This window comes from Rhodovulum strictum (assembly GCF_009649175.1).
Classification (GTDB): Bacteria; Pseudomonadota; Alphaproteobacteria; order Rhodobacterales; family Rhodobacteraceae; genus Rhodovulum; species Rhodovulum strictum.
On the sequence record NZ_WJPO01000012.1, the window covers coordinates 1 to 23,588 of the forward strand.

General features: G+C 67.1%; 21 protein-coding genes and 1 tRNA gene. 13 read left to right on the top strand and 9 right to left on the bottom strand.

Features of this window, described 5'->3' with window-relative positions; translation table 11 throughout:
* Positions 1-109: 109 nt before the first annotated feature.
* Entirely contained in the window at positions 110-922 is an 813-nt protein-coding gene (locus GH815_RS09140; RefSeq protein WP_153748470.1) for an FRG domain-containing protein, read from the top strand.
* Here the strand turns inward: GH815_RS09140 and lepA are convergent, their stop codons facing one another.
* Both lepA and GH815_RS09150 read right to left on the bottom strand, forming a co-directional pair.
* Positions 923-2,725: a translation elongation factor 4 gene (gene lepA, locus GH815_RS09145; protein WP_153748471.1), complete on the bottom strand. Its 1,803-nt coding sequence runs from the start codon at positions 2,723-2,725 to the stop codon at positions 923-925.
* 222 nt (positions 2,726-2,947) lie between these two features.
* On the bottom strand, positions 2,948-3,403 hold the full coding sequence (locus GH815_RS09150; RefSeq protein WP_153748472.1) for a low molecular weight protein-tyrosine-phosphatase: 456 nt from the start codon (positions 3,401-3,403) through the stop codon (positions 2,948-2,950).
* 41 nt (positions 3,404-3,444) lie between these two features.
* Between GH815_RS09150 and GH815_RS09155 the strand changes: the two genes are divergently transcribed.
* Positions 3,445-4,146 (top strand): NAD-dependent deacylase, encoded by a 702-nt coding sequence (locus tag GH815_RS09155; RefSeq protein WP_153748473.1) that lies wholly within the window; start codon positions 3,445-3,447, stop codon positions 4,144-4,146.
* Here GH815_RS09155 and GH815_RS09160 read toward each other — a convergent pair.
* Both GH815_RS09160 and GH815_RS09165 read right to left on the bottom strand, forming a co-directional pair.
* Positions 4,140-4,664, bottom strand: coding sequence for a CIA30 family protein (locus GH815_RS09160; RefSeq protein WP_153748474.1), 525 nt, complete (start codon positions 4,662-4,664; stop codon positions 4,140-4,142). The genes GH815_RS09155 and GH815_RS09160 overlap by 7 nt on opposite strands.
* Complete coding sequence (locus GH815_RS09165) at positions 4,661-5,218, bottom strand: TlpA family protein disulfide reductase (RefSeq protein ID WP_153748475.1); 558 nt, start codon at positions 5,216-5,218, stop codon at positions 4,661-4,663. The genes GH815_RS09160 and GH815_RS09165 overlap by 4 nt, the downstream gene beginning before the upstream one ends.
* Positions 5,219-5,242: 24 nt before the next feature.
* On the opposite strand from GH815_RS09165, the gene argH reads away from it, so the two are divergent.
* From argH to GH815_RS09190, 5 genes are all read left to right on the top strand, one after another.
* Positions 5,243-6,634, top strand: coding sequence for an argininosuccinate lyase (gene argH / locus GH815_RS09170; RefSeq protein WP_153748555.1), 1,392 nt, complete (start codon positions 5,243-5,245; stop codon positions 6,632-6,634).
* Positions 6,631-6,912 (top strand): hypothetical protein, encoded by a 282-nt coding sequence (locus GH815_RS09175; protein ID WP_153748476.1) that lies wholly within the window; start codon positions 6,631-6,633, stop codon positions 6,910-6,912. Before argH ends, GH815_RS09175 begins: the two co-directional genes overlap by 4 nt.
* A 120-nt stretch (positions 6,913-7,032) precedes the next feature.
* Positions 7,033-7,359 (top strand): DUF2834 domain-containing protein, encoded by a 327-nt coding sequence (locus GH815_RS09180; RefSeq protein ID WP_153748477.1) that lies wholly within the window; start codon positions 7,033-7,035, stop codon positions 7,357-7,359.
* A 7-nt stretch (positions 7,360-7,366) separates the two neighbouring features.
* On the top strand, positions 7,367-8,632 hold the full coding sequence (gene lysA, locus GH815_RS09185) for a diaminopimelate decarboxylase (RefSeq protein WP_153748478.1): 1,266 nt from the start codon (positions 7,367-7,369) through the stop codon (positions 8,630-8,632).
* A gap of 35 nt (positions 8,633-8,667) precedes the next feature.
* On the top strand, positions 8,668-11,232 hold the full coding sequence (locus tag GH815_RS09190) for a TIGR02302 family protein (protein ID WP_153748479.1): 2,565 nt from the start codon (positions 8,668-8,670) through the stop codon (positions 11,230-11,232).
* An 18-nt stretch (positions 11,233-11,250) separates the two neighbouring features.
* Here the strand turns inward: GH815_RS09190 and GH815_RS09195 are convergent, their stop codons facing one another.
* On the bottom strand, positions 11,251-12,006 hold the full coding sequence (locus GH815_RS09195) for a zinc-ribbon domain-containing protein (protein WP_170290325.1): 756 nt from the start codon (positions 12,004-12,006) through the stop codon (positions 11,251-11,253).
* A gap of 164 nt (positions 12,007-12,170) precedes the next feature.
* On the opposite strand from GH815_RS09195, the gene GH815_RS09200 reads away from it, so the two are divergent.
* Genes GH815_RS09200 through GH815_RS09210 form a run of 3 tightly spaced genes read left to right on the top strand, consistent with a single transcriptional unit; the run spans position 12,171 to position 14,483 of the window.
* Positions 12,171-12,848, top strand: a complete 678-nt coding sequence (locus tag GH815_RS09200) for a cell division ATP-binding protein FtsE (RefSeq protein WP_343030764.1) — start codon at positions 12,171-12,173, stop codon at positions 12,846-12,848.
* Complete coding sequence (locus GH815_RS09205; protein ID WP_407072170.1) at positions 12,845-13,747, top strand: cell division protein FtsX; 903 nt, start codon at positions 12,845-12,847, stop codon at positions 13,745-13,747. The genes GH815_RS09200 and GH815_RS09205 overlap by 4 nt, the downstream gene beginning before the upstream one ends.
* 1 nt (position 13,748) lies before the next feature.
* Positions 13,749-14,483 (top strand): lysophospholipid acyltransferase family protein, encoded by a 735-nt coding sequence (locus tag GH815_RS09210; protein WP_153748481.1) that lies wholly within the window; start codon positions 13,749-13,751, stop codon positions 14,481-14,483.
* Positions 14,484-14,513: 30 nt separating this feature from the next.
* Here GH815_RS09210 and GH815_RS09215 read toward each other — a convergent pair whose 3' ends face one another.
* Positions 14,514-14,864: a hypothetical protein gene (locus GH815_RS09215; RefSeq protein ID WP_153748482.1), complete on the bottom strand. Its 351-nt coding sequence runs from the start codon at positions 14,862-14,864 to the stop codon at positions 14,514-14,516.
* Positions 14,865-15,074: 210 nt separating this feature from the next.
* The gene (locus GH815_RS09220) at positions 15,075-16,034 is read right to left on the bottom strand and encodes an acetyl-CoA carboxylase carboxyltransferase subunit alpha (RefSeq protein WP_153748483.1); all 960 of its coding nucleotides are present in this window, start codon (positions 16,032-16,034) and stop codon (positions 15,075-15,077) included.
* Between the two features lie 199 nt (positions 16,035-16,233).
* Here GH815_RS09220 and GH815_RS09225 point away from each other — a divergent pair, with 199 nt between their 5' ends.
* A complete protein-coding gene (locus tag GH815_RS09225) occupies positions 16,234-19,677 on the top strand; it encodes a pyruvate carboxylase (protein WP_153748484.1) in 3,444 nt (1,147 codons plus the stop codon).
* Positions 19,678-19,803: 126 nt separating this feature from the next.
* Positions 19,804-19,878: transfer RNA gene (locus tag GH815_RS09230), tRNA-Gly, on the top strand.
* 159 nt (positions 19,879-20,037) lie between these two features.
* On the opposite strand, the gene cysK is transcribed toward GH815_RS09230, so the two are convergent.
* A complete protein-coding gene (gene cysK, locus GH815_RS09235) occupies positions 20,038-21,120 on the bottom strand; it encodes a cysteine synthase A (protein WP_153748485.1) in 1,083 nt (360 codons plus the stop codon).
* Between the two features lie 204 nt (positions 21,121-21,324).
* Complete coding sequence (locus GH815_RS09240) at positions 21,325-22,284, bottom strand: L-malyl-CoA/beta-methylmalyl-CoA lyase (RefSeq protein WP_153748486.1); 960 nt, start codon at positions 22,282-22,284, stop codon at positions 21,325-21,327.
* A 293-nt stretch (positions 22,285-22,577) separates the two neighbouring features.
* Here GH815_RS09240 and dgcN point away from each other — a divergent pair, with 293 nt between their 5' ends.
* Entirely contained in the window at positions 22,578-23,579 is a 1,002-nt protein-coding gene (gene dgcN, locus GH815_RS09245) for an N-acetyltransferase DgcN (protein WP_153748487.1), read from the top strand.
* Positions 23,580-23,588: the final 9 nt, after the last annotated feature.

The following is a 23,588-nucleotide window of genomic DNA, read 5'->3' on the forward strand; positions in this document are numbered from 1 at the left end:
AAGACCTTCCTTTCCGCCATCGCCCTCGCCGCAACCGTCCTGTTCTGGCTTTGACGATCAATGAGTCTGGAGCCTAGTAGACAACATCTCAGAATATCTTGGTGTCGTTTTGAAGGATCAACCGCAAGAAAAGGTTGTCGCTTACCGCGGGCACTCAGACCACACCTTCAAACTTCAGCCAAGGGTGTTTCGGCACAAAAAATCAAAGCAGCATGAGGAACGCATTCTATCCGAACTCCTCACGGAGTCTCCAGACGACTTTAAGGACGACCGGACAGTATTTGAGCAGTTGGTCAGAGCACAGCACTACGATCTACCGACACGTCTGCTCGACGTAACACTAAACCCCCTAGTTGCACTCTACTTTGCGACGCGAGAAAGTATTCATTCTGGCAATGATGGCGAAGTAATCCAATTTATTATTTCGCCGGAGAGAGCAAAGCTATTCGATAGCGATACGGTGAGCTGCATTTCGAACGTTGCTCGCCTCTCCTACGACGAAAAGAATGAGCTATTTAAGTTCCTTAACGCCGCTTCAGGAAAGGGCGGAATATCAGCCTTAGACATAAATGACTTCAACAAAAGGGATGACGTAAAACGCCTTGTTCAATTCATACGCGTCGAAAAACCATACTTTCAAAACACAGTGCGCCCGATAGACCTTCGTCGCTTCATATTCGTGACGCCGAAAAGAAACAACAAGCGCGTTTTGGCGCAAAGTGGAGCATTCATCATCGCAGGTCTACTTAGAAGTGTGGGCGATGAAAGCTCAAGAGCGCTTGAGATTAACAGAATCAGAATAAACAGCCAGCACAAAGATGAAATACTGAGGGATTTGGACAAACTAAACATAAATGAGCGGACGATGTTCCCAGAAGTTGAGAACGCGGCGCGCTATATCACAAAAAAAATCACAAGCTAGTCATCCATCCATCTTCAGCGCATTGATGAACGCCTGCTGCGGGATCTCGACCTTGCCGAACTGGCGCATCTTCTTCTTACCCGCCTTCTGCTTGTCCAGCAACTTGCGTTTGCGCGTCGCGTCGCCGCCATAGCATTTCGCGGTCACGTCCTTGCGCAGTGCCGCGATGGTCTCGCGCGCTATGACGCGGCCGCCGATGGCGGCCTGGACGGGGATCTTGAACATGTGGCGGGGGATCAGATCCTTGAGCTTCTCGACCATGGCGCGGCCGCGGGTTTCGGCACGGTCGCGGTGGACCATGACCGACAGCGCGTCCACCGGCTCGTCATTGACGAGGATCTGCATCTTGACCAGGAAATCCTGTCGATAGCCCGCCATCTGGTAATCGAAGCTGGCATAGCCCTTGGTCACCGATTTCAGGCGGTCGTAGAAATCGAACACCACCTCGTTCAGCGGCAGGTCATAGACCACCATCGCGCGCGAGCCGGCATAGGTCAGGTCAAGCTGTTCGCCGCGCCGGTCCTGGCAGAGTTTCAGCACATCGCCCAGGAATTCGTCGGGCACCATGATCGTGGCCTTGATGCGCGGTTCTTCCAGGTGGTCGACATGGGTCAGGTCGGGCATGTCGGCGGGGTTGTGCAGTTCCAGCATCGTACCGTCGCGCATGTAGACATGATAGACCACCGAGGGCGCGGTGGTGATCAGGTCGATGCCGTATTCGCGTTCCAGCCGGTCGCGCACCACTTCGAGATGCAGAAGCCCCAGGAACCCGCAGCGAAAACCAAAGCCCAGCGCGGCCGAGGTTTCCATTTCAGAGGTGAAGCTGGCATCGTTCAGCGCCAGTTTCTCGATGGCGTCGCGCAGATCCTCGAATTCGTTCGCATCGACCGGGAACAGGCCGCAGAACACCACCGGGATCGAGGGCTTGAAGCCCGGCAGCGGCGTTTCGACGCCCTTTCGTTCCGTGGTGATCGTGTCGCCGACGCGGGTATCTCGGACCTGCTTGATCGATGCGGTCAGAAAGCCGATCTCGCCCGGACCCAGCTCCGCGATGTCCTGCATGGCGGGGCGGAAGACGCCGATGCGGTCGACCTGATAGGCGCCCCCCGTCCGCATCATCTTGATCCGGTCGCCCTTGCGCAACACGCCATCCATGATGCGCACCAGCACGACAACCCCGAGGTAGGGATCGTAATAGCTGTCGACCAGCAGCGCCTTGAGCGGCTTTGCCGGGTCGCCCTCATGCGGGGGGGGCAGGCGGGTGACGATGGCCTCCAGCACATCCGGTATCCCGAGGCCGGTCTTGGCGGAGATCTGGATGGCGTTGGAGGCGTCGATGCCGATCACATCCTCGATCTGGGCGGCGATACGCTCGGGTTCGGCGGCGGGCAGGTCGATCTTGTTCAGGACGGGGACGATCTCGTGATCGGCGTCCAGCGCGGTGTAGACATTGGCCAGCGTCTGCGCCTCGACCCCCTGGGTGGCATCGACCACCAGCAGCGAGCCCTCGACCGCGCGCATGGAACGCGAGACCTCATAGGCGAAGTCGACATGGCCGGGTGTGTCGATCAGGTTCAGGACATAGGTCTTGCCGTCCTTCGCGGGGTATTCGATGCGGACGGTGTTGGCCTTGATGGTGATGCCGCGCTCGCGCTCGATATCCATGGCGTCGAGCAACTGCTCTTTCATGTCGCGCTCGGCGACGGTGCCGGTCATCTGGATCAGACGGTCGGCGAGGGTGGATTTGCCGTGGTCGATATGAGCCACGATCGAGAAGTTGCGGATTTGTGCGAGCTCGGTCATGCGCGGGATATGCGGCGGTTTCGGGGGCCGGTCAAGCGGCGGCGCATTGTGGGGCAACGGATTCTGCGGCAGGGCGCAGGACCGGGTCAACGGCCTTGTTTTTCAGGGCCGGGACGGGCGGCAGGCAATATTGCGGAGCGCCTGCGGCGCAAGACGAGTCCCGGGCGGCCCGTTCCGGGCCGCGTTCGGGTATTTGGACCAGGAAGAAGACGCGGGCGCGGGTCAGCGGCGGGCGATCTCGGCCAGAAGCCCGCGGGCGGCATCCTCGACCAGATCCAGCACCAGATCGAAGCCGCCCTCGTAATAGGGGTCGGGCACCTCGTCGCGGGGGCTGTCGGCATAGTCGAGGAACAGCCGGACGGGGGTGGCATTGCCGGGCGGGCGGATCCTTTCCAGATCGGCAAGGTTGCTGCGATCCATCGCGAGGATCAGGTCGAAACCGTCGAAATCCGCGGCGCGCACCTGCCGGGCGCGCAGCACCGAAAGGTCGTAGCCGCGCCGTGCCGCCTCGCGCGTGGCGCGGGAATCGGGCGGATCGCCCGCATGCCAGCCCCCGGTTCCGGCGCTGTCGATCTGGACCGGCAGGCGGGCGGCCTCGGCCATCTGCGCGACGACCCCGTGGGCGGTGGGCGAGCGGCAGATATTGCCGAGGCAGACGAACAGGATGCGGGTGGTCATGGGCCTCTCCTTTCGGCATTGTGATAGCGGAGGGGCGGGCGATGACCAAGATCGTGATTCTGACCGGGGCGGGAATTTCGGCCGAAAGCGGGCTGGGCACGTTCCGCGACAAGGACGGCATCTGGACGCGCTACGATCTGGCCGAGGTCGCGACCCCCGAGGGCTTTGCCCGCGACCCCGCTTTGGTGCACGAATTCTACAATGCGCGGCGCCGCAATGCCGCCGAGGCGATCCCGAATGCGGCCCATGCGGCGCTGGCGCGGCTGGAACATGCCCTGCCGGGCGAGGTGCGGATCGTCACCCAGAATATCGACGATCTGCACGAGCGCGCGGGCAGCCGGGCGGTCTGGCACATGCACGGGCAGATCACGCGCGCCCGCTGTGCCGCCTGTGGCGAGACCTGGACCGCGCCGATGACGATGCGCGCGGACGATCCCTGCCCGTCCTGTGCCGCCCCGGCGACGCGGCCCGATATCGTCTGGTTCGGCGAGTTTCCCTATCACATGGACGCGATCTGGGACGTGCTGCGCGCGGCCGAGCTGTTCGTGGCGATCGGCACCTCGGGCAGCGTCTATCCGGCCGCCGCCTTCGTGCAGGATGCGGCGCGCGCGGGCGCGCGGACGCTGGAGTTGAACCTGGAGCCGTCCGAAACCGTGGGCGATTTCGCCGAGGCCCGGCATGGTCCGGCCAGCGAGATCGTGCCCGCCTGGGTGGACGAGATCCTGCGCAGGCGGGGTCAGTAGACGCCGAACCCGGCCAGCGCGATATCGGCCCGCTGGTCGCGGCCATAGGCGGCGATGCCGAGGCTGTCGACCGTTTCGGGGTGCAGACTTGCGGCGGCCCCGCCCCGGGGCTGGAAATCGCTCAGCGGGATGCGGATCTCGCGCCAGTCGGGGGTGGTGTCGAACCCGGCCTGATGGAATTGCCAGGGTCGCGTGGCGGCGCTGCGCAGATGGATGAAATAGCGCTGCCCGTCGCCGCGCACATGCAGCACGATGCCTTGCGCATCGGGGGGCAGGGTGACGGGTCGGCGCATCTGGACGAAACCGCCGCGATTGGCGGTGCTGACCATGCCGGTCAGGTGCAGGAAGCCCCTGCCCTGTTCCTCGGCATAGGCGGCGGCGCCGGTCGAAACGCCGCCCATCACCCGGTCGGACAGAAAGGACCAGGCGCGCGCGGTTTCGGGGGTGATGGGCTCGATCATCTCAGCCGCGGCCGGGGCGGCCAGCACAAGGGCAAGGGCCAGCCATGGCCGGATCATCCCCCATTCATCAGCGCGGCGACGATGGCCTTGGCGCTGTCGCTGTCCCATTCGGCATCGCCCTGCATCCGGGCAATCTCCTGTCCTTCGGGGTTCAGGATCACGGTCACGGGCAGGCCCATCACCCCCATCTGCCGGGCCAGCCCCGAATCCGGGTCGCGCCATTTCGGCAGGGTGGCGATGGACAGATCCGAGAACAGCCGGTCGATGCCCTGGGGCGAATTGCGCCCGGTCGCCACCGTGACCACCGCAAAGCCCGCGCCGCCGAATTCGGCATTCAGCCGGTCGAGCGCGGGCATTTCATGGCGGCAGGGCGGGCACCAGGTTGCCCAGAAATTCAGCACCACCCAGCGGCCGCGATGTTCGCCCAGCGCGCGGGGCGCCTCGGCCTCGTCGATCAGGGCGATTGCGGGCACGGGTTTCGGCGCGGCATGGAAGACGAGCTTGCGCATGTCGCCTTCGCGCAGCCCGTTCAGCGCGGCGGGATCGGCGGCGGCGGCATTTGCACCCAGCGCAAGGGCCGTGTAGAGGACGAGCGACCTGACGAACGACATTTTTCCCTCCGAAGGGCCGTGACGATGACCAACGACCAGTCCAACGCGATGTGGGGCGGGCGGTTCGCCGCCGGGCCGGACGCGATCATGGAGGCGATCAATGCCTCGATCTCGTTCGACCAGCGGCTGGCAGCCCAGGACATCGCCGGTTCCCGCGCCCATGCCGCCATGCTGGCAGCCACGGGCATCATAAGCGATACGGATTCGCAGGCGATCCGGGAAGGGCTGCTCACGGTCTTGTCAGAGATCGAAGGCGGGCGCTTCGCGTTTTCCACCGCGCTCGAAGACATCCACATGAATGTCGAGGCGCGGCTGAAAGAGGTGATCGGCGAACCGGCGGGACGGCTGCACACCGCGCGCAGCCGCAACGATCAGGTGGCAACCGATTTCCGGCTCTGGGTGCGCGACCAGATCGACGCCGCGCTGGCGGGGCTTGAGGCGCTGATCCGCGCGCTGCTGGCGCAGGCCGAGGCGGGGGCCGACTGGGTGATGCCGGGCTTCACCCATCTGCAAACCGCCCAGCCGGTGACATGGGGCCACTACATGATGGCCTATGTCGAGATGTTCGCCCGCGACATGGGCCGCTTTGCCGATGCCCGCGCGCGGATGAACGAATGTCCCCTTGGTGCGGCGGCGCTGGCGGGCACGTCCTTTCCCATCGACCGGCACATGACGGCGGCGGCGCTGGGCTTCGACCGGCCGATGGCCAACAGCCTTGACGCGGTCAGCGACCGGGATTTCGCGCTGGAATTTCTGGGCGCCGCGTCGATCTGCGCGATGCACCTGTCGCGTTTTGCCGAGGAACTGGTGATCTGGTCCTCGGCGCAGTTCCGCTTCGTCACCCTCAGCGACCGCTTCTCGACCGGTTCCTCGATCATGCCGCAGAAGAAGAACCCCGATGCGGCCGAACTGATCCGGGCCAAGATCGGGCGGATCATGGGGGCGAATGTCGCGCTGATGATGGTGATGAAGGGGCTGCCCTTGGCCTATTCCAAGGACATGCAGGAAGACAAGGAACAGGTCTTCGACGCCGCCGACAGCCTGATGCTGGCGCTGGCCGCGATGGAGGGCATGGTGCGCGACATGCACGCGAACCGCCCCGCGCTGGAGGCGGCGGCAGCCAGCGGTTTTTCCACCGCGACCGATCTGGCCGACTGGCTGGTGCGGGCGCTGGGCATGCCGTTTCGCGACGCCCACCATGTCACCGGGCGGCTGGTCGCGCTGGCCGAGGCCAAGGGCTGCGATCTGCCCGACCTGACGCTTGCCGACATGCAGGGCGTGCATGCGGGCATCGGGGCGGCGGTGTTCGACGTTCTGGGCGTGCACAATTCGGTCGCGAGTCGGGTAAGCTATGGCGGCACCGCGCCCGATCAGGTGCGGGCACAGGTGGCGCGCTGGAAGGAACGGTTGGGATGACACGGCTTGCCGCGCTGGGGCTGATCCTGCTCGCGGGCTGCGCCGCGCCCTCGGGGCAGGTTGCGGTCACGCCGGACGGGCAGGCCTCGGGGCGGGTGGCCAGCGGGCCGGTGACGGTCTCGGGCGGGCCGGGCGGACCCGGGGCGTCGGTCCGGGTGGTGCAGACGGGGACAAGTGCGGTGCGGGTCGGCACGGATGGGGCGGCGGTGTCGGTGCGGCCCGCCGGATTGCCGGTGCGGATCGGCGCGGGGACTGGAGGGGTAAGCCTTGGCTTCTAGATGGATATGGGCCGCCGTCCTGGTGCTGGCCGGTTGCGGGGTCGACGGACCGCCGGAGCGGCCCCAGACCAGCGTGACGGTTGGCGGCACGGTCGAATTCGGCGTGAAGGGAGGCCATTGATGACGCCCCTGCGAATGATCTTTCTGGCGCTTGCGATCTGGGGCGCCATTCACCCGATGTATTATTTCCTGAGCTGGTATTTCGCCAACGGCCAGGATTTCATGGGCATGATCGACGCCTGGTATGTCAATGACAGCACCACGGGTCTGGTCTGGGATCTGACGATCGCGGCCATCGCGCTGGCGATCTGGATCGTTGCCGACAGCATCCAGCGCCGCGACTGGCTGGGGCCGGTGGCGGTTCTGGCCATCGGCATCGGCGTGTCCTGCGCGCTGCCGCTTTACCTGTTCCTGCGCTCGCGCCCGCGCGACGCCAAGACGGCCTGAGCCCGGAATGGATCATTTCCTCTATCGCGACGGCGTGCTGCATGCCGAGGATGTCCCCCTGCCCGAGATCGCGGCGCAGGTCGGAACGCCGTTCTACTGCTATTCGGTCGCCACGCTGACCCGGCATTACCGCCTGTTCCAGGAGGCGCTGGCGGGCATGGATCACCTGATCTGCTATGCGGTGAAGGCCAATTCCAACCAGGCCGTGCTGAAGCTGATGGGCGATCTGGGGGCGGGCGTCGATGTCGTCTCGGGCGGGGAATACCGCCGGGCACGGGCGGCGGGCATTCCGGGCGAACGGATCGTGTTCTCGGGCGTCGGCAAGACGCGCGAGGAGATGCGGCTGGCGCTGGAGGGCGGGATCCGGCAGTTCAACGTCGAATCCGAACCCGAAATGGCGGCGCTGAACGAGGTGGCGCTGTCCATGGGCGTCGTGGCCCCCATCGCGGTGCGGGTGAATCCCGACGTCGATGCCCAGACGCATGAGAAGATCGCCACCGGCAAGGCCGAGAACAAGTTCGGCATCCCGATCGCCAGGGCGCGCGCCGTCTATGCACACGCCGCCAGCCTGCCGGGCCTGCGCGTCATCGGCATCGACGTGCATATCGGCAGCCAGTTGACCGCGCTCGAACCGTTCGAGGCCGCCTATTCCAAGGTCGCCGACCTGACCCGCGCGCTGCGTCAGGACGGGCATGAAATCATCCGGCTCGATCTGGGCGGGGGGCTTGGCATCCCCTATGAACGCTCGAACGCCGCGCCCCCCCTGCCGCTGGAATATGGCGCCATGGTCAAGCGCGTGGTCGGCGATCTGGGCTGCGAGATCGAGATCGAGCCGGGCCGCCTGATCGCGGGCAATGCCGGGATCCTGGTCGCGCAGGCGATCTATGTGAAGGAGGGTGAGGGGCGGAATTTCCTGATCCTCGATGCCGCGATGAACGATCTGGTGCGGCCCGCGATGTATTCGGCCCATCACGACATCGTGCCGGTGATCGAACCCGCGCCGGGCACCGAACAGGCGCCCATCGACATCGTCGGGCCGGTCTGCGAGACGGGCGATACCTTCGCGAAAAGCCGGATGATGCCGCCCGTTGCCCCCGGCGATCTGGTCGCCTTTCGCTCGGCAGGCGCCTATGGCGCAGTGATGGCCTCGGAATACAACACCCGCCCGCTGGTGCCCGAGGTGCTGGTCAGCGGGGATCACGTGGCCGTCATTCGGCACAGGCCATCCTTTGACGAGATCATAAACCGCGATACCATCCCCGAGTGGCTTTGACCGGCACTCCCGCCGGGATGCCGCGGGATGGCAGGATGACCGAGCCGAAAACGCCCCAAGGCGATGCCCTGAACGCACTGCGCTGGCCCTTGCGGCTGACGCGGGCGGGGATGGTGGCCGAACGGCTGACGCGCGCCTTCTGGCCGCTCGCTAGCCTTGTGCTGGCGGTTGCGGCGGTGCTGTCCTTCGGCCTGCACGAAATGGTCTCGCGCGGCTGGGCGCTGGTCGTGCTGGCGCTGGCCGGGGCGGCGATGATCGCCGCTTTCGCGATGGGACTGCGCCGCTTCCGCTGGCCCTCGCGCGCCGAGGCGCTGGACCGGCTGGACCGCACATTGCCGGGCCGCCCGATCACGGCGCTGCGCGACCATCAGGCGGTGGGCGCGGGCGACGCGGCCTCCGAGGCGGTGTGGCGGGTGCATGTCGCACGGATGGCAGACCGCGCCCGGACGGCGCGGGCGGTGCCGCCCGATCTGCGGGTGGCCGCACGCGATCCCTATGCGCTGCGCTATGTTGCGCTGACGGCGTTTGTCGTGGCGCTGGCCTTCGGCTCGCTCTGGCGGGTGGCAAGCGTCGGCGATCTGGCTGGGGATGGCGGGGCGGCGCTGGCCGCCGGGCCGACATGGGAGGGCTGGATCGAACCGCCCGCCCATACCGCCAAGCCCAGCCTCTATCTGAACGAAATCCGCGCCGAAACGCTGAGCGTGCCGCATGGCAGCCGGTTGAGCCTGCGGCTTTACGGCGAGGTCGGCGCGCTGGAACTGCGCGAAACCGTCTCGGCCCGGCCGGTCGAGGGCACTACCCCCCAAGGCGCGGATGCGATGGCGCAAAGCTTCGAGATGGTCCGCCCCGGCGAGGTCGCGATCGAGGGGCCGGGCGGGCGAAGCTGGCAGATCGTCCTGACCCCCGACACCCCCCCCGCGATCGAGGCGGACGGCCCGCCCGAGGTGCAGGCCAACGGGCAGATGGCGCAGGGCTTCACGGCGCGCGACGATTACGGCGTGGTGGCGGGCCGCGCGGTGGTGACGCTGGATGCGGGGGCCGTGGACCGGCGCTACGGGCTGCTGCCAGACCCCGACCCGCGCGAACCGCTGGTCCTCGATCTGCCGATGACGATCACCGGCGACCGGCGCGACTTTTCCGAAACGCTGATCGAGAACCTGTCGCAACACCCCTGGGCCGGGCTGCCGGTCGAGATGGTTCTGATCGCGCAGGATGCGCTGGGTCAGGAAGGGACCAGCCCGCCCGAGGCGATGATTCTGCCCGGGCGGCGCTTCTTTGACCCGCTGGCGCGCGCCGTTGTGGAACAGCGCCGCGACCTGCTCTGGACCCGCGCGAATGGCGCACAGGTGGCGCAGATGCTGCGCGCGGTCAGCCATGAACCGGACGGACTGTTTCGCACCGAACGCGCCTATCTGCAATTGCGCGTGGCGATCCGGCGGCTGGAGGCCGGGGTTGCCGCCGGTCTGAGTGCCGAGACCCAGGACGAGATCGCCGCCGCGCTATGGGACATCGCCGTTCTGATCGAGGAGGGCGACCTGTCGGATGCGGCCGAACGGCTGCGCCGCGCGCAGGAACGCCTGTCCGAGGCGATGCGCAATGGCGCGAGCAACGAGGAAATCGCCGAACTGATGCGCGAATTGCGCGAGGCGATGCAGGATTACATGCGCCAGCTTTCCCAGCAGCAATCCCAGGACGGCCAGCAACAGGCGCAGAACCAGCAGGACATGCAGGAAATCACCGGCGACCAGTTGGAACAGATGCTGGAGCGGTTGCAGCAACTGATGGAAGAAGGCCGGATGGACGAGGCGCAGCAGCTTCTGGAAATGCTGCGCCAGATGATGGAGAACATGCAGATCACGCAAGGTCAGGGCGGCCAGCAAAGCCCAGGCCAGCAGGCGATGGAAGGTCTGGCAGAGACCCTGCGCCAGCAACAGGGCCTGAGCGACGAGGCGTTCCGGGGGCTTCAGGACCAGTTCAACCCCGGCCAGCAGGGGCAGGACGGTCAGGGTCAGCAGGGCGACGGCCAGCAATTCGGCGAGGGTCAGGGGCAAGGCCAGGGTCAGGGCCAGCAGCCCGGCGCAGGCGGGGACGGGGGCGATCTGGGCCAGCAGCTTGCCGACCGCCAGCGCGCGCTGCAACGCGAGCTTGACCGCCAGCGCGAGGGCCTGCCGGGCATGGGCGGCTCGCCCGAGGGCGAGGCCGCGCGCGAGGCGCTGGACCGCGCAGGCCGCGCGATGGGCCGGGCCGAGGATGCACTGCGCGGCGACGATCTGGCCGGCGCGCTCGACAATCAGGCCGAGGCGATGGAGGCGCTGCGCGAGGGCATGCGCAATCTGGGCGAGGCGCTGGCGCAGAACCAGCAGCCGGGCCAGCAAGGTCAGGGCATGGGGCAGGCGCAGGCAGGCGGCGACCGCCGCGATCCGCTGGGCCGCGATCAGGGCGCGATGGGCCGGGTCGGCACGGATGAGGAAATGCTGCGCGGCGAGGATGGGCACGGCCGCGCGCGCCAGTTGCTGGACGAGATCCGCCGCCGCTCGGGCGAACAGGAACGCCCCGAGATCGAACTGGACTACCTGCGGCGGTTGCTGGACCGGTTCTGAGCCCGCCTTGGCGCGGCCTCAGCCCCCTGCCGATTGCGGCAGCAGCGCATGCAGCCACAGCCGCAGCCCGTCGACCGCCGCGGCATAGCCCTCCATAGGCGCCTCAAGCGCGGGATGCAGCGCGCCGATTTCGGGCGCCATCAGATAGGCCCCCAGCGCCACCGCGGCGACCAGCAGGACAAGGACAAAGCCCAGCCGGAAGCCGCTGCGCTCGGCCCTGGCCTCGGCCTCGGCGGTCACGATGCTGTCGGCACCGCGGTCGGAACTGGCGTCGAGGCTTGCGTTGATCTCTGCTAGGTCCGGCAGCAGGTCACGGCCAGCGGCCGCCGCCCCGCCATCCGGCCCGGGCGCAGGCGCCGGGGCCGAAACGGCCGCCATGACCGCATCCGCAGCGGGCGCGGCGCGGCGCGGCGGCGCGCTGTCGAGCCCCAGATCGGGCTGCGAGGAAAACGTCTCGGTCGCCGCCTCCTGCTCGCGCACGCGCTGTTCGCGCGCGGCCTCCTCCTGAAGGATGTTCAGCACCGAGGCATCTAGTGCGCGCCGCGCGGCGGCGGATGGACCCGGCTCTGGCGCGGGGGCCTGCGGCGCCGTGGTCTCGCCATGCCAGCCGATATCCTCGGCTTCCGGCACGGGCGGCGCGACGGCTGCGGCCCGGGCCGCATGCTGGAACCAGGTATGGCCGCAATTCGAACATTGGACGTCGCGCCCCTCATCGGGGATCACTGCGTCGTCAACCTCGTACTGGGCGTCGCAGTTCGGGCAAATCAGTCGCATTCCGCACCCTGCCTCGACCCGTCGCTGCGCGCGGGCCCTGCCTGTCATTTTGCGGCATGTTGTATCAGCCCCGGCGGAAATTCAAAGGCTTTGAGGGCGCGGCCGATTGAAACCGGGGCGGCTGTCGGGCAATAGGGAAGCCGTAGCAGCGGCGGAGCGGTCCCGTGATCGAGCTGGAAGACGTGTCCCACAGCTATGGCGGAGCCGAGCTTCTGTCGGGCATTTCGCTGCGGCTTCAGCCCGGATCGTTCCATTTCCTGACCGGCCCCTCGGGTGCGGGCAAGACCACGCTGCTGAAACTGTGCTATGCCGAGCTTCGGCCCACACGCGGGCGGGTGCGCCTTTTTGGCGCAGAGCTTGGCGGGATGGATCGCGACGCCGTGGCGCGCACGCGGCGGCGGATCGGCGTGGTGCATCAGGATTGCCAGTTCCTGGACCATCTGCCGCTGACCGACAATGTCAGCCTGCCGCTTCTGGCAGCGGGGCGCGACATGGCGGCCGCAGCCGCGAACCTGCGCGAATTGCTGGCCTGGGTGGGGTTGCAGGCGCATACCGACGCGCTGCCGCCGCAGCTTTCGGGGGGCGAGCGTCAGCGCGCGGCGCTGGCCCGCGCGCTGATCATGGACCCCGACGTGATCCTGGCCGACGAACCGACCGGCAATGTCGATTGGGAAATGTCCTTGCGCATCCTGCAATTGCTGGTCGAACTGAACCGCATGGGCAAGGCGATCCTGGTGGCGACGCATGATCTGAACCTGATCCGCGCGGCCAAGGCGCAGCTTTCGGCGCGGGTGTTGCGGATCAAGGGGCGGCAGGTGCAGCTTGCGGGGGCGGATCTGTGAGGCGTCTGCCGGACCTTGCCGCGGCGCTGGCGGGCGATGCGCGCGCCGACCGGGTGGTGCCGCCCTCGGGCTTTACCGCGCATCTGACCCAGTTCACCGCGGCGGCGATGGCGTTCCTGGCGGTCTTTGCGCTGGCGCTGTCGCTGGCGGCGGGACGGCTGGCCGACCATTGGGACGAGGCGATGGCGCGCACGGCCACGGTGCGGCTGTCAGCCCCCGAGGGGCAGATGGCCGCCCAGACCGAGGCCGTGCTCGAGGTGCTGCGCACGACCCCCGGCATCGCCTCGGCCCGGACGATCCCAGACGAGGAACAGCGCGCGCTTCTCGCGCCGTGGTTCGGCCCCGATCTGCCGGTCGACACCCTGCCCCTGCCCCGGCTGATCGAGATCACCGAAACCGCCGCGGGCATGGATGCCGACGCGCTGCGCTTTCGGCTGGCGGGCGAGGCGCCGGGCGCGGTGCTGGACGATCACACCCGCTGGCGCCGCCCGCTGATCGAGGCGGCGGGGCGGCTGCGCCTGCTGGGCTGGCTGTCGATCGGGCTGATCGGGGCGGCAATGGCCGCGATGATTGCGCTCTCGGCCCATGCCGCCCTTGCCGCCAATGCCCGCGTGATCGAGGTACTGCGGCTGGTGGGCGCGCGCGACGCCTTTATCGCGCGGGCCTTCGTGCGCCGCTTTACCCGCCGGGCGCTGGAGGGCGCCGCCGCCGGAACGGCGCTGGGCATGCTCGCCCTGGCGCTGTTGCCGCGGGCCGATGCCGCGGCGGGGGTGCTGGCGGGCCTGGGGTTTCGCGGCGCCGACTGGCTGGTGCCGCTGCTGTTGCCGCCCATCGCCGCCGCCGTGGCCCTTGTTGCCACGCGGGTCACCGCGATGCGGGTTCTGAAAGGGATCACCTAGGATGCGCCATGCCGTGCAATATCTGCGCTCGCTGGTCTTTGTCGGGCAGATGTACCTGGCCATGCCGGTCATCGGTCTGATCTACGCGCTGCCGACGCTGTTCTCGCGCAGGTTTGCCTTTCGCGCCATCCACGATTATGCCCGCTGGGTGCGCTGGACCGCGCATTGGATGGTCGGGCTGCGTTCCGAAGTGCGGGGCGAGGTGCCGGTGGACGAGGTGCTGATCGCCTGCAAGCACCAGTCCTTCTTCGACATCCTGCTGCTGGTCAGCGTGGTGCCGCGGCCGCGCTTCATCATGAAGGAATCGCTGAAACGGGCGCCGGTACTGGGCTGGTACGCGATGCGCATCGGCTGCGTGCCGGTTGACCGGGGCAAGCGCGGGCAGGCCATATCGGCCATGGTCGAGGGCGTGGCGAGCGGGCGGCATGAGCCCGGCCAGCTCATCATCTATCCGCAGGGCACCCGCGTCGCGCCGGGCGTCAGCCGACCCTACAAGGTGGGGGCCGGGGTGCTATACCAGCAGTTCAACCATGATTGCGTGCCCGCCGCCACCAATGTCGGCGTGTTCTGGCCGCGCACCGGCATCTACCGCAAGCCCGGCCTTGCCGTGGTCGAGTTCCTACCGCGGATCCCGGCAGGCAAGCCCATCGGCGCCTTCATGTCAGAGCTGGAAACGGCGGTCGAACAGGCATCGAACCGGTTGATGGACGAGGCCGGGTTCCGGCCGGGCGGCTGACCCGCCCGGTGCCGGAGTACCGCCCCGCCCCTAACCGGCGATGGCGGGCGCGGGCTGATGGATGTCCAGCGTCGGGCGCAGCTTGCGCACCTTGCGCGGACCGTCCGAGGTGCTGACCCGGCGCGGCTGAACCGTGATCTCGATCGGATCGTCATAGCGCGGCGCGGCCCGTTCCGGCGTGGCCATGCGCTCCTGCATCCGGTCAAGCCGGGACTCGCGGGCGCGGCGGAATACCAGAACGCGGCGCTCGGCACTGCGCGCAAAGGGCCAGCGGCCCACCCGGCAGGGCACGCTTTCGACGCCCGCGAAATCCCATCCGGCAACGCCCATCTCGTTCATGATCTCGGTCAGGGCCGCAGAAAACGTCTCGTCCCCGCGCATCGGACCGTTCCGAAGAACCCTGGCCGGCGCCGGCAAAACCGCAAACTCGAACTGCTGCATCACAATCACCACAATGCCCACTGGGCCCCCACATGGCGATCAAACCCGAACCGGATGCCACGATCAAGCCACAGAGCGGCGGGCCGCCGGCAAAACTGTGTCCACAATATGGCAACGTCCGCCACAATTGCGGCAGCGGCCCGGGCGGGCTCAGGCAGCCAGCCCCTTCGAGCCGATATCGAGGAACTTGCGCCGCCGCTCGGTCACAAGCGCGGCACGGTCCATCCCCTCAAGCTCGGTCAGCATGACGCGCAGGTTGCGCCCGACCGCAGCGACGGTCTGCTCGCGCCCGCGCTGGGCACCGCCCAGCGGCTCCGCGATGATCCGGTCGATCACGCCCAGCTTCAGCAGATCCTGCGCGGTCAGGCGCAGCGCCTCGGCCGCCTCGCGCATCTTCTCGGCATCCTTCCAAAGGATCGAGGCACACCCCTCGGGCGAGATCACCGAATAGACCGAATGTTCCAGCATCGCGACCCGGTTGGCCGTGGCGAACGCGACAGCGCCACCCGATCCGCCCTCGCCGATCACCACCGAGATCAGCGGCACCCCGATCTGAAGACATTTCTCGGTCGAGCGCGCGATCGCCTCGGACTGGCCGCGCTCCTCGGCGCCCTTGCCGGGATAGGCGCCGGGGGTGTCGACCAGCGTGATGACCGGCATCCCGAACCGGTCGGCCAGATCCATCAGCCGCACCGCCTTGCGATAGCCCTCGGGCCGGGCCATGCCGAAATTGCGTTCAAGCCGGGTCTTGGTGTCAAAGCCCTTTTCATGCCCGATCACCACCACCGGCCGGTCGTCAAACCGCGCGATGCCGCCCATCACGGCATTGTCCTCGGCAAAGTTCCGGTCGCCCGCCAGCGGCGTGAACTCGGTGAACAGCGCCTCGATGTAATCCTTGCAATGCGGCCGGTCGGGGTGGCGGGCGACCTGGCATTTGCGCCAGGGCGTGAGGTTCTTGTAGAGATCCTGCAAGAGCGTCGCGGCCTTGCGGTCGAGCGCGGCGGCCTCCTGCTCGACATCCATTTCGGGATTGGCCCGGGCCATCGCCCGCAATTCCTCGGCCTTGCCCTCGATCTCGGCCAGCGGCTTTTCGAATTCGAGATAGTTCATCGGCGGCCCCTCTTGTGGATGGCGGCTATATGACCGCGGCGTGCAGCTTTTGCAACATGACAGCATGGCGCCGGCCTGCGCGGCGGCACTAGCGCGCAGCGCGCCTTCCCCTTGCCAGCATGCCGCACCACCGTATACCGATTAGCACAGGCGCGCGTCATGCACGCGCAGCAAGGACATCCCGAAGGAGGCCGTGCCCTTGACCGAATTCAAGAAAATCCTCGTCGCCAACCGCGGTGAAATCGCCATCCGGGTGATGCGCGCCGCCAACGAGTTGGGCAAGCTCACCGTCGCCGTCTATGCCGAGGAGGACAAGCTGGGCCTGCACCGCTTCAAGGCGGACGAGGCCTATCAGATCGGCGAGGGGCTTGGCCCCGTGCAGGCCTATCTGGCCATCGACGAGATCGTGCGCGTGGCGAAGATGTGCGGCGCCGATGCGATCCATCCGGGCTACGGGCTTCTGTCCGAGAACCCCGCCTTTGTCGAAGCCTGCGCAGCGGCGGGCATCGCCTTCATCGGACCCAGGGCCGAAACCATGCGCGCGCTGGGCGACAAGGCTTCGGCGCGCAAGGTGGCGATGGCGGCGGGCGTTCCGGTGATCCCGGCAACCGAGGTTCTGGGCGAGGACATGGACGCGATCCGGGCCGAGGCCGCCGAGATCGGCTATCCGCTGATGCTGAAAGCCAGCTGGGGCGGCGGCGGGCGGGGCATGCGGCCGATCAACGGCCCCGACGAGCTTGAGGACAAGGTGCGCGAAGGCCGGCGCGAGGCCGAGGCCGCCTTCGGCAATGGCGAAGGCTATCTGGAAAAGATGATCCTGCGCGCCCGCCATGTCGAGGTGCAGATCCTCGGCGACAGTCACGGCAACATCTATCACCTGTGGGAGCGCGACTGTTCGGTGCAGCGGCGCAACCAGAAGGTCGTTGAACGCGCCCCCGCCCCCTATCTCAGCCATGCCCAGCGCGAGCATCTGTGCAATCTGGGCAAGAAGATCGCCGAACAGGTCGGCTATCAGAACGCCGGCACCGTCGAATTCCTGATGGATATGGAGACGGGCGCCTTCTACTTCATCGAGGTGAACCCCCGCATCCAGGTCGAGCATACCGTGACCGAGGAGGTCACGGGCATCGACATCGTGCGCGCCCAGATCCTGATCGCCGAGGGCAAGTCGCTGGTCGAGGCAACCGGCATCGCCTCGCAATACGATGTGGAGCTGACCGGGCACGCGCTGCAATGCCGGATCACGACCGAGGATCCGCTGAACAACTTCATCCCAGATTACGGCCGCATCACCGCCTATCGCGGCGCGACGGGCATGGGGATCCGGCTCGATGGCGGCACCGCCTATTCCGGCGCGGTCATCACGCGCTATTACGACAGCCTGCTGGAAAAGGTCACCGCCTGGGCCCCCACCCCCGAAGCCGCCATCGCGCGGATGGACCGGGCACTGCGCGAGTTCCGCATCCGCGGGGTGTCGACGAACATCGCCTTTGTCGAGAACCTGCTCAAGCACCCGACCTTCCTGAACAACGAATACCACACCAAGTTCATCGACCAGACGCCCGAGCTGTTCCAGTTCGAGAAGCGGCGCGACCGGGCGACGCGGCTCCTGACCTTCGTCGCCGATGTCACCGTGAACGGAAACCCCGAGACCGAGGGCCGCCCGCGCCCGCCCGCCGATATCCGTACCCCCCGCCCGCCCGAGAACCGGCACGAAAGCTTTCTGCCCGGCACGCGGCAGATCCTGGATGAACAGGGGCCGCAGGCGGTCGCCGACTGGATGGCCGCGCAGAAACGGCTGTTGCTGACCGACACGACGATGCGCGATGGCCACCAGTCGCTGCTGGCCACAAGGATGCGCTCGATCGACATGGTGCGCGTGGCGCCTGCCTATGCCCATAACCTGCCGCAGCTTTTCAGCGTGGAATGCTGGGGCGGCGCCACCTTCGACGTGGCCTATCGCTTCCTTCAGGAATGCCCCTGGCAACGGCTGCGCGACATCCGCGCGCGGATGCCGAACCTGCTGACCCAGATGCTTCTGCGCGGCGCGAACGGGGTGGGCTACACCACCTATCCCGACAATGTCGTGCAGGGCTTCGTCCGGCAGGCGGCCGAAACCGGGGTCGATGTCTTCCGCGTGTTCGACAGCCTGAACTGGGTCGAGAACATGCGCGTGGCGATGGATGCGGTACTGGACACCGGCAAGGTTCTGGAGGGCGCGATCTGCTACACGGGCGACATCCTCGACCCGAACCGCGCGAAATACGACCTGACCTACTACGTCGAGATGGCCCGGCAGCTCAAGGCCGCGGGCTGTCATGTGCTGGGGCTCAAGGACATGGCGGGCCTTCTGAAACCCGCATCCGCCAGCGTGCTGTTCAAGGCGCTGAAAGAGGAAATCGGGCTGCCGATCCATTTCCACACCCATGACACCAGCGGCATCGCGGGCGCCACGATCCTGGCCGCGGCCGAGGCGGGCGTGGATGCGGTGGACGCGGCGATGGACGCGTTCTCGGGTGGCACCTCGCAGCCCTGTCTGGGCTCGATCGTCGAGGCGCTGCGCAACACGCCCCGCGATACCGGCATCGACATCGAGGCGGTGCGCGAGATCTCGGATTACTGGGGGCAGGTGCGCGCGCAATATGCCGCCTTCGAATCGGGGCTGATGGCCCCCGCCTCCGAGGTCTATCTGCACGAGATGCCGGGCGGCCAGTTCACCAACCTCAAGGCGCAGGCCCGCAGCCTGGGGCTGGAAGACCGCTGGTCCGAGGTTGCCCGGACCTATGCCGACGTGAACAGGATGTTCGGCGATATCGTCAAGGTCACGCCCAGTTCCAAGGTGGTGGGCGACATGGCGCTGATGATGGTCAGCCAGGGGCTGAGCCGCGCAGATGTCGAGAATCCCGACCGCGAGGTGGCCTTTCCCGATTCCGTGATCGACATGATGCGCGGCAATCTGGGCCAGCCGCCCGGCGGCTTCCCCGAGGCGATCACCCGCAAGGTGCTGAAGGGCGAAACGCCCCTGACCGAACGTCCCGGCGCCAGCGTGCCGCCCGCCGATCTGGACAGGCTGCGCGCCGAGCTTGAGGCACAGTTCGACGGGCTGAAATTCGATGACGAGGATTTCAACGGATACCTGATGTATCCCAAGGTCTTCACCGACTACACCCATCGCCACCAGCTGTACGGCCCGGTGCGCACCCTGCCCACGCGCACCTTCTTCTACGGGATGGAACCGGGCGAGGAGATCACCGCCGAGATCGACCCCGGCAAGACGCTGGAAATCCGGCTCTCCGCCATCGGCGAGACCACCGAGGAGGGCGAGGTGCGCGTCTTCTTCGAACTGAACGGCCAGCCGCGGGTGATCCGCGTGCCGAACCGCAAGGCCAAGGCCACGGTCGCCAAGCGGCCCAAGGTGGAACTGGGCAATCCCGCCCATGTCGGCGCACCGATGCCGGGCGCCGTGGCCTCGGTGGTGGTCGTGGCGGGCCAGAAGGTCAAGCTGGGCGATCTGCTGCTGACCATCGAGGCGATGAAGATGGAAACCGGCCTTCATGCCGAACGCGACGGCACGGTGAAGGCGGTGCATGTCACTCCGGGCGCGCAGATCGACGCCAAGGATCTGCTGGTCGAGTTCGAATAGGGCGCCCCCCTGTTCCGGCCCGGTCCGGCCAGCGCCGCCGGGCCGTACAGGAAAAATTCCTGCAAGCGAGATTTTCCGCTTGCAGCCCCCCGACGGAGTTTATAAATCACGCCTCACCCAATGGATGCGGGCGTAGCTCAGGGGTAGAGCATTACCTTGCCAAGGTAAGGGTCGTGAGTTCGAATCTCATCGCCCGCTCCAAAAAAACTCAATGACATGATGGAAATAGCCCCCTTCGGGGCCATTCCCTTCGGGCGCACCGATGCCGTATCGCCGGGCCGCACGCCCTGCCCGATGCCGAACAGGCAGGGGCGGCCAGCCCGCTTTGGTCAGGCCGCCCGCCCGTTTCGGCGCCGCGCCTCAGCCCAGCCGGTAACCCGGCGTCGAGGCGGAAATCGCGCGTTCCTCGTCGTCCATGTCCTCGGGGATGGTCTCGAACAGGGGCGTCGACAGGTAACGCTCGCCGGTATCGGGCAGCATCGCCAGGATCACCGAACCCGGTTCCGCACGCTCTGCCACCTGCAAGGCAACCGCGAAACTCGCACCGCCCGAGATACCGGTCAGGATGCCCTCCTTGCGCGCCAGCTCCTGCGCCCATCGGACCCCCTCGGCCCCGGCCACGGGCACAAGCTCATCATAGAAGCCCTTGTCCAGCGTCTCTTGCAGCACCAGCGGGATGAAATCGGGCGTCCAGCCCTGGATCGGGTGCGGCTCGAAGGCGGGGTGGCTGGCCGCGGGCTCGCCTTCGGAATTGCGCGCCTGCCCCTGCCCCGAGCCGATCAGCCCGGCATTGGCGGGTTCGCTCAGGATGATCCGGGTCTCGGGCCGTTCACGGCGCAGCACCCGGCCCAGCCCCGTCACCGTGCCGCCCGTGCCATAGCCCGTGACGACGTAATCCAGCCGCTGCCCCGCGAAATCGGCCAGCACCTCGCGCGCGGTCGTGGCCTCGTGGATATCGGCATTGGCCTCGGTCTCGAACTGGTGGGCCAGGAACCAGCCATTCGTCGCGGCCAGTTCCTGCGCCTTGCGGACCATGCCCATCGCCTTGTCGGCCTTGGGCGTCAGCACGACCTTGGCGCCCAGCATGCGCATCAGCCGGCGGCGTTCGACCGAGAATGTCTCGACCATGGTGATGACCAGCGGATAGCCCTTCTGTGCGCAGACCATCGCCAGCCCGATGCCGGTATTGCCGCTGGTCGCCTCGACCACGGTCTGGCCGGGTTTCAGCGCGCCCGACCGCTCGGCGGCCTCGATGATGTTCACCGCCAGCCGGTCCTTGACCGAACCTGCCGGGTTGAACGCCTCGGCCTTGACGTAGATCGTCACGTCCTTCGGGCCCAGATTGTTGATGCGGATCGCGGGCGTGTCCCCGATCGTGTCGAGCACGCTGTCGAAAAGCCGCCCGCGCCCTGCGGTGGTCCGGATGCCGGCAAGATCGGCCATTCTAGTCTCCCTGTCTGGTGTCGCGGATCGGCGCGACCATAGCAGAAAGGGCGGCGGGCGCACGGGGGGCGGGCCATGCGGGCGACAAAAGGGAGGCTGTCGGCCCCTGCCCCGCGCGGGCCGGACGGCGTTCCGCCGGGGCCGGGGCAGACAGGAAAACGGGGCCTTGCGGCCCCGTTTCGTGGTGTCGGCGTTCGCGCGGCATTACTTTCCGGCGATCATCTCGGCCTGCTTGACGATCACCTCGGCCTGCTTGATCGAGGCGATATCGACCAGACGGCCCTTGTAGACGGTCGCGCCCGCGCCTTCGGCCTTGGCCTTTTCCATCGCGGCCAGAATCTCGCGCGCTTCGGTCACGGCTGCTTCCGACGGCGTGAACACCTCGTTGGCCAGCGCCACCTGCTTGGGATGGATCGCCCATTTGCCGACCATGCCCAGCGTGGCCGAGCGCCGCGCCTGGGCATAGAACCCCTCGTCATCCGAGAAATCACCAAACGGCCCATCGACCGGCAGCACGCCATGGGTGCGGCAGGCGGCGACGATGCTGGCCTGCGCCCAGTGCCAGGGATCGGACCAGTATTTCGCGCCCGCATGGTGCATGTAATAGTTTTCCTGCGTGCCGCCGATGCCGGTGGTCTGCATCCCCATCGAGGCGGCGAAATCGGCCGCGCCCAGCGACATCGCCTGAAGCCGGGGGCTGGCGGCGGCGATTTCCTCGACATGGGAAATCCCGGCGGCCGATTCGATGATGACCTCGAAGCCCAGCGGCTTGGTGCGGCCCATCGCCCGCTCGACCGAGGTAACCAGCGCATCGACGGCATAGATATCGGCCGCGCAGCCCGCCTTGGGGATCATGATCAGGTCAAGCCGGTCAGAGGCCTGTTCCAGCAGGTCGACCACATCGCGATACCAGAACCCCGAATCGAGCCCGTTGATCCGCACGCTCAGCGTCTTGTTGCCCCAGTCGATATCGCCGATGGCCTGGATCACGTTCTTGCGGGCCTGCGCCTTGTCGTCGGGGGCGACCGAATCCTCGAGATCGAGGTTGATCACGTCCGCGGCGCTGGTCGCCATCTTGGCGAACAGTTCGGGCCGCGAACCGGGGCCGAAAAGCTGGCAGCGGTTCGGGCGCGCGACGGGGGTGGGCTGGATGCGAAAGCTCATGGTCGGGTCTCCTTGAAAGGATCTGTCCGGTCGTTCGCGTCCGGGGATAGAAAACTGCGCCCGGCTCGGCAAGGGATTTCGCCGCGCCGCAGCGTCAAGCCCCGCGATTCTGCGGATCGGGCGGCCCGAACGGGGGATGGTTCGCACAATTCCGCAATCTGTCGAATATTCTTGTGCGTCACGGCCATTCACAGCGGGAACCTTCACGCCGCAGGCGCATTCCCGGCACAGATCGGCAGGACATCCCCGCGCCGCTCGCTAGGCTCTGGCCGACAAACGCATGGAGCCCCGCGATGATCCGGACCCCCTATCTGCTGTTCCTGGGCGACGCGCCCGATCCGCTGGCCGCCAAGGTCGCGCAGGGCATCCGCGACTGGCGGCCCGAAAACGCGCTGGGCCAGTTCCGGATGGCGGGTTGCAAGGCCGATCTGCGCCTGCCCGACATGACGCTGACCGAGGCGCGCGATGCGGGCGCCAGAACGCTGGTGGTCGGCGTCGCGAACCGCGGCGGGGTCATCAGCCCGGCCTGGAAAAAGGTACTGGTGGCCGCGCTGGAAGAAGGTTTCGATCTGGCCAGCGGGCTGCACAACCTTTTACGCGACGAACCCGATCTGGCCGCGGTCGCCGCCGCCTGCGGGCGGCAATTGCATGACGTGCGGGTGCCCACGGTCGCCTATCCCATTGCCAACGGGGTCAAGCGCAGCGGCAAGCGGTGCCTCGCGGTCGGCACCGATTGTTCGGTCGGCAAGATGTATACCGCACTGGCCATGGATCGCGAGATGCAGGCGCGCGGGATGAAGGCGACTTTCCGCCCGACCGGACAGACCGGGATTCTGATTACCGGGGACGGCGTGCCGCTGGATGCGGTGGTGGCCGATTTCATGGCCGGTGCCGTGGAATGGCTGACCCCCGACAACGACCCCGACCATTGGGATCTGATCGAGGGGCAGGGCAGCCTGTTCCACCCCTCCTATTCCGGGGTCACGCTGGCGCTGATCCATGGCGGGCAACCCGATGCGCTGATCCTCAGCCATGAACCCACGCGCGCCCATATGCGCGGGCTGCCGCACTTTGCCCTGCCCCCGCTGGAGGCGCTGCGCGACCTGTCGCTGGCCATGGCCCGGATGGTCAACCCTGCGGTCCAGGTGGTCGGCATCTCGATCAACACCGCCGCCATGGGCGAGGACGAGGCGCTGGCGCATCTGGAAAGTGTCGAGCGGCAGATGGGGCTGCCCACGGTCGATCCGTTCCGGCAGGGCGCGGGGCGTCTGGTGGACGCGCTGGCGGCGCTGTAGGCTGCGCCC

Bases quoted from the DNA above. Each gene is read 5' to 3' on its own strand.
- dgcN (WP_153748487.1), top strand. From the start codon at position 22,578: ATGATCCGGACCCCCTATCTGCTGTTCCTGGGCGACGCGCCCGATCCG.
- GH815_RS09150 (WP_153748472.1), bottom strand. From the start codon at position 3,403: ATGACCACCCGCATCCTGTTCGTCTGCCTCGGCAATATCTGCCGCTCG.
- GH815_RS09240 (WP_153748486.1), bottom strand. From the start codon at position 22,284: ATGAGCTTTCGCATCCAGCCCACCCCCGTCGCGCGCCCGAACCGCTGC.
- GH815_RS09165 (WP_153748475.1), bottom strand. From the start codon at position 5,218: ATGTCGTTCGTCAGGTCGCTCGTCCTCTACACGGCCCTTGCGCTGGGT.
- GH815_RS09160 (WP_153748474.1), bottom strand. From the start codon at position 4,664: ATGATCCGGCCATGGCTGGCCCTTGCCCTTGTGCTGGCCGCCCCGGCC.
- GH815_RS09195 (WP_170290325.1), bottom strand. From the start codon at position 12,006: ATGCGACTGATTTGCCCGAACTGCGACGCCCAGTACGAGGTTGACGAC.
- cysK (WP_153748485.1), bottom strand. From the start codon at position 21,120: ATGGCCGATCTTGCCGGCATCCGGACCACCGCAGGGCGCGGGCGGCTT.
- lysA (WP_153748478.1), top strand. From the start codon at position 7,367: ATGGATCATTTCCTCTATCGCGACGGCGTGCTGCATGCCGAGGATGTC.
- GH815_RS09215 (WP_153748482.1), bottom strand. From the start codon at position 14,864: ATGCGCGGGGACGAGACGTTTTCTGCGGCCCTGACCGAGATCATGAAC.
- GH815_RS09210 (WP_153748481.1), top strand. From the start codon at position 13,749: ATGCGCCATGCCGTGCAATATCTGCGCTCGCTGGTCTTTGTCGGGCAG.
- lepA (WP_153748471.1), bottom strand. From the start codon at position 2,725: ATGACCGAGCTCGCACAAATCCGCAACTTCTCGATCGTGGCTCATATC.
- GH815_RS09175 (WP_153748476.1), top strand. From the start codon at position 6,631: ATGACACGGCTTGCCGCGCTGGGGCTGATCCTGCTCGCGGGCTGCGCC.
- argH (WP_153748555.1), top strand. From the start codon at position 5,243: ATGACCAACGACCAGTCCAACGCGATGTGGGGCGGGCGGTTCGCCGCC.
- GH815_RS09155 (WP_153748473.1), top strand. From the start codon at position 3,445: ATGACCAAGATCGTGATTCTGACCGGGGCGGGAATTTCGGCCGAAAGC.
- GH815_RS09190 (WP_153748479.1), top strand. From the start codon at position 8,668: ATGACCGAGCCGAAAACGCCCCAAGGCGATGCCCTGAACGCACTGCGC.
- GH815_RS09180 (WP_153748477.1), top strand. From the start codon at position 7,033: ATGACGCCCCTGCGAATGATCTTTCTGGCGCTTGCGATCTGGGGCGCC.
- GH815_RS09220 (WP_153748483.1), bottom strand. From the start codon at position 16,034: ATGAACTATCTCGAATTCGAAAAGCCGCTGGCCGAGATCGAGGGCAAG.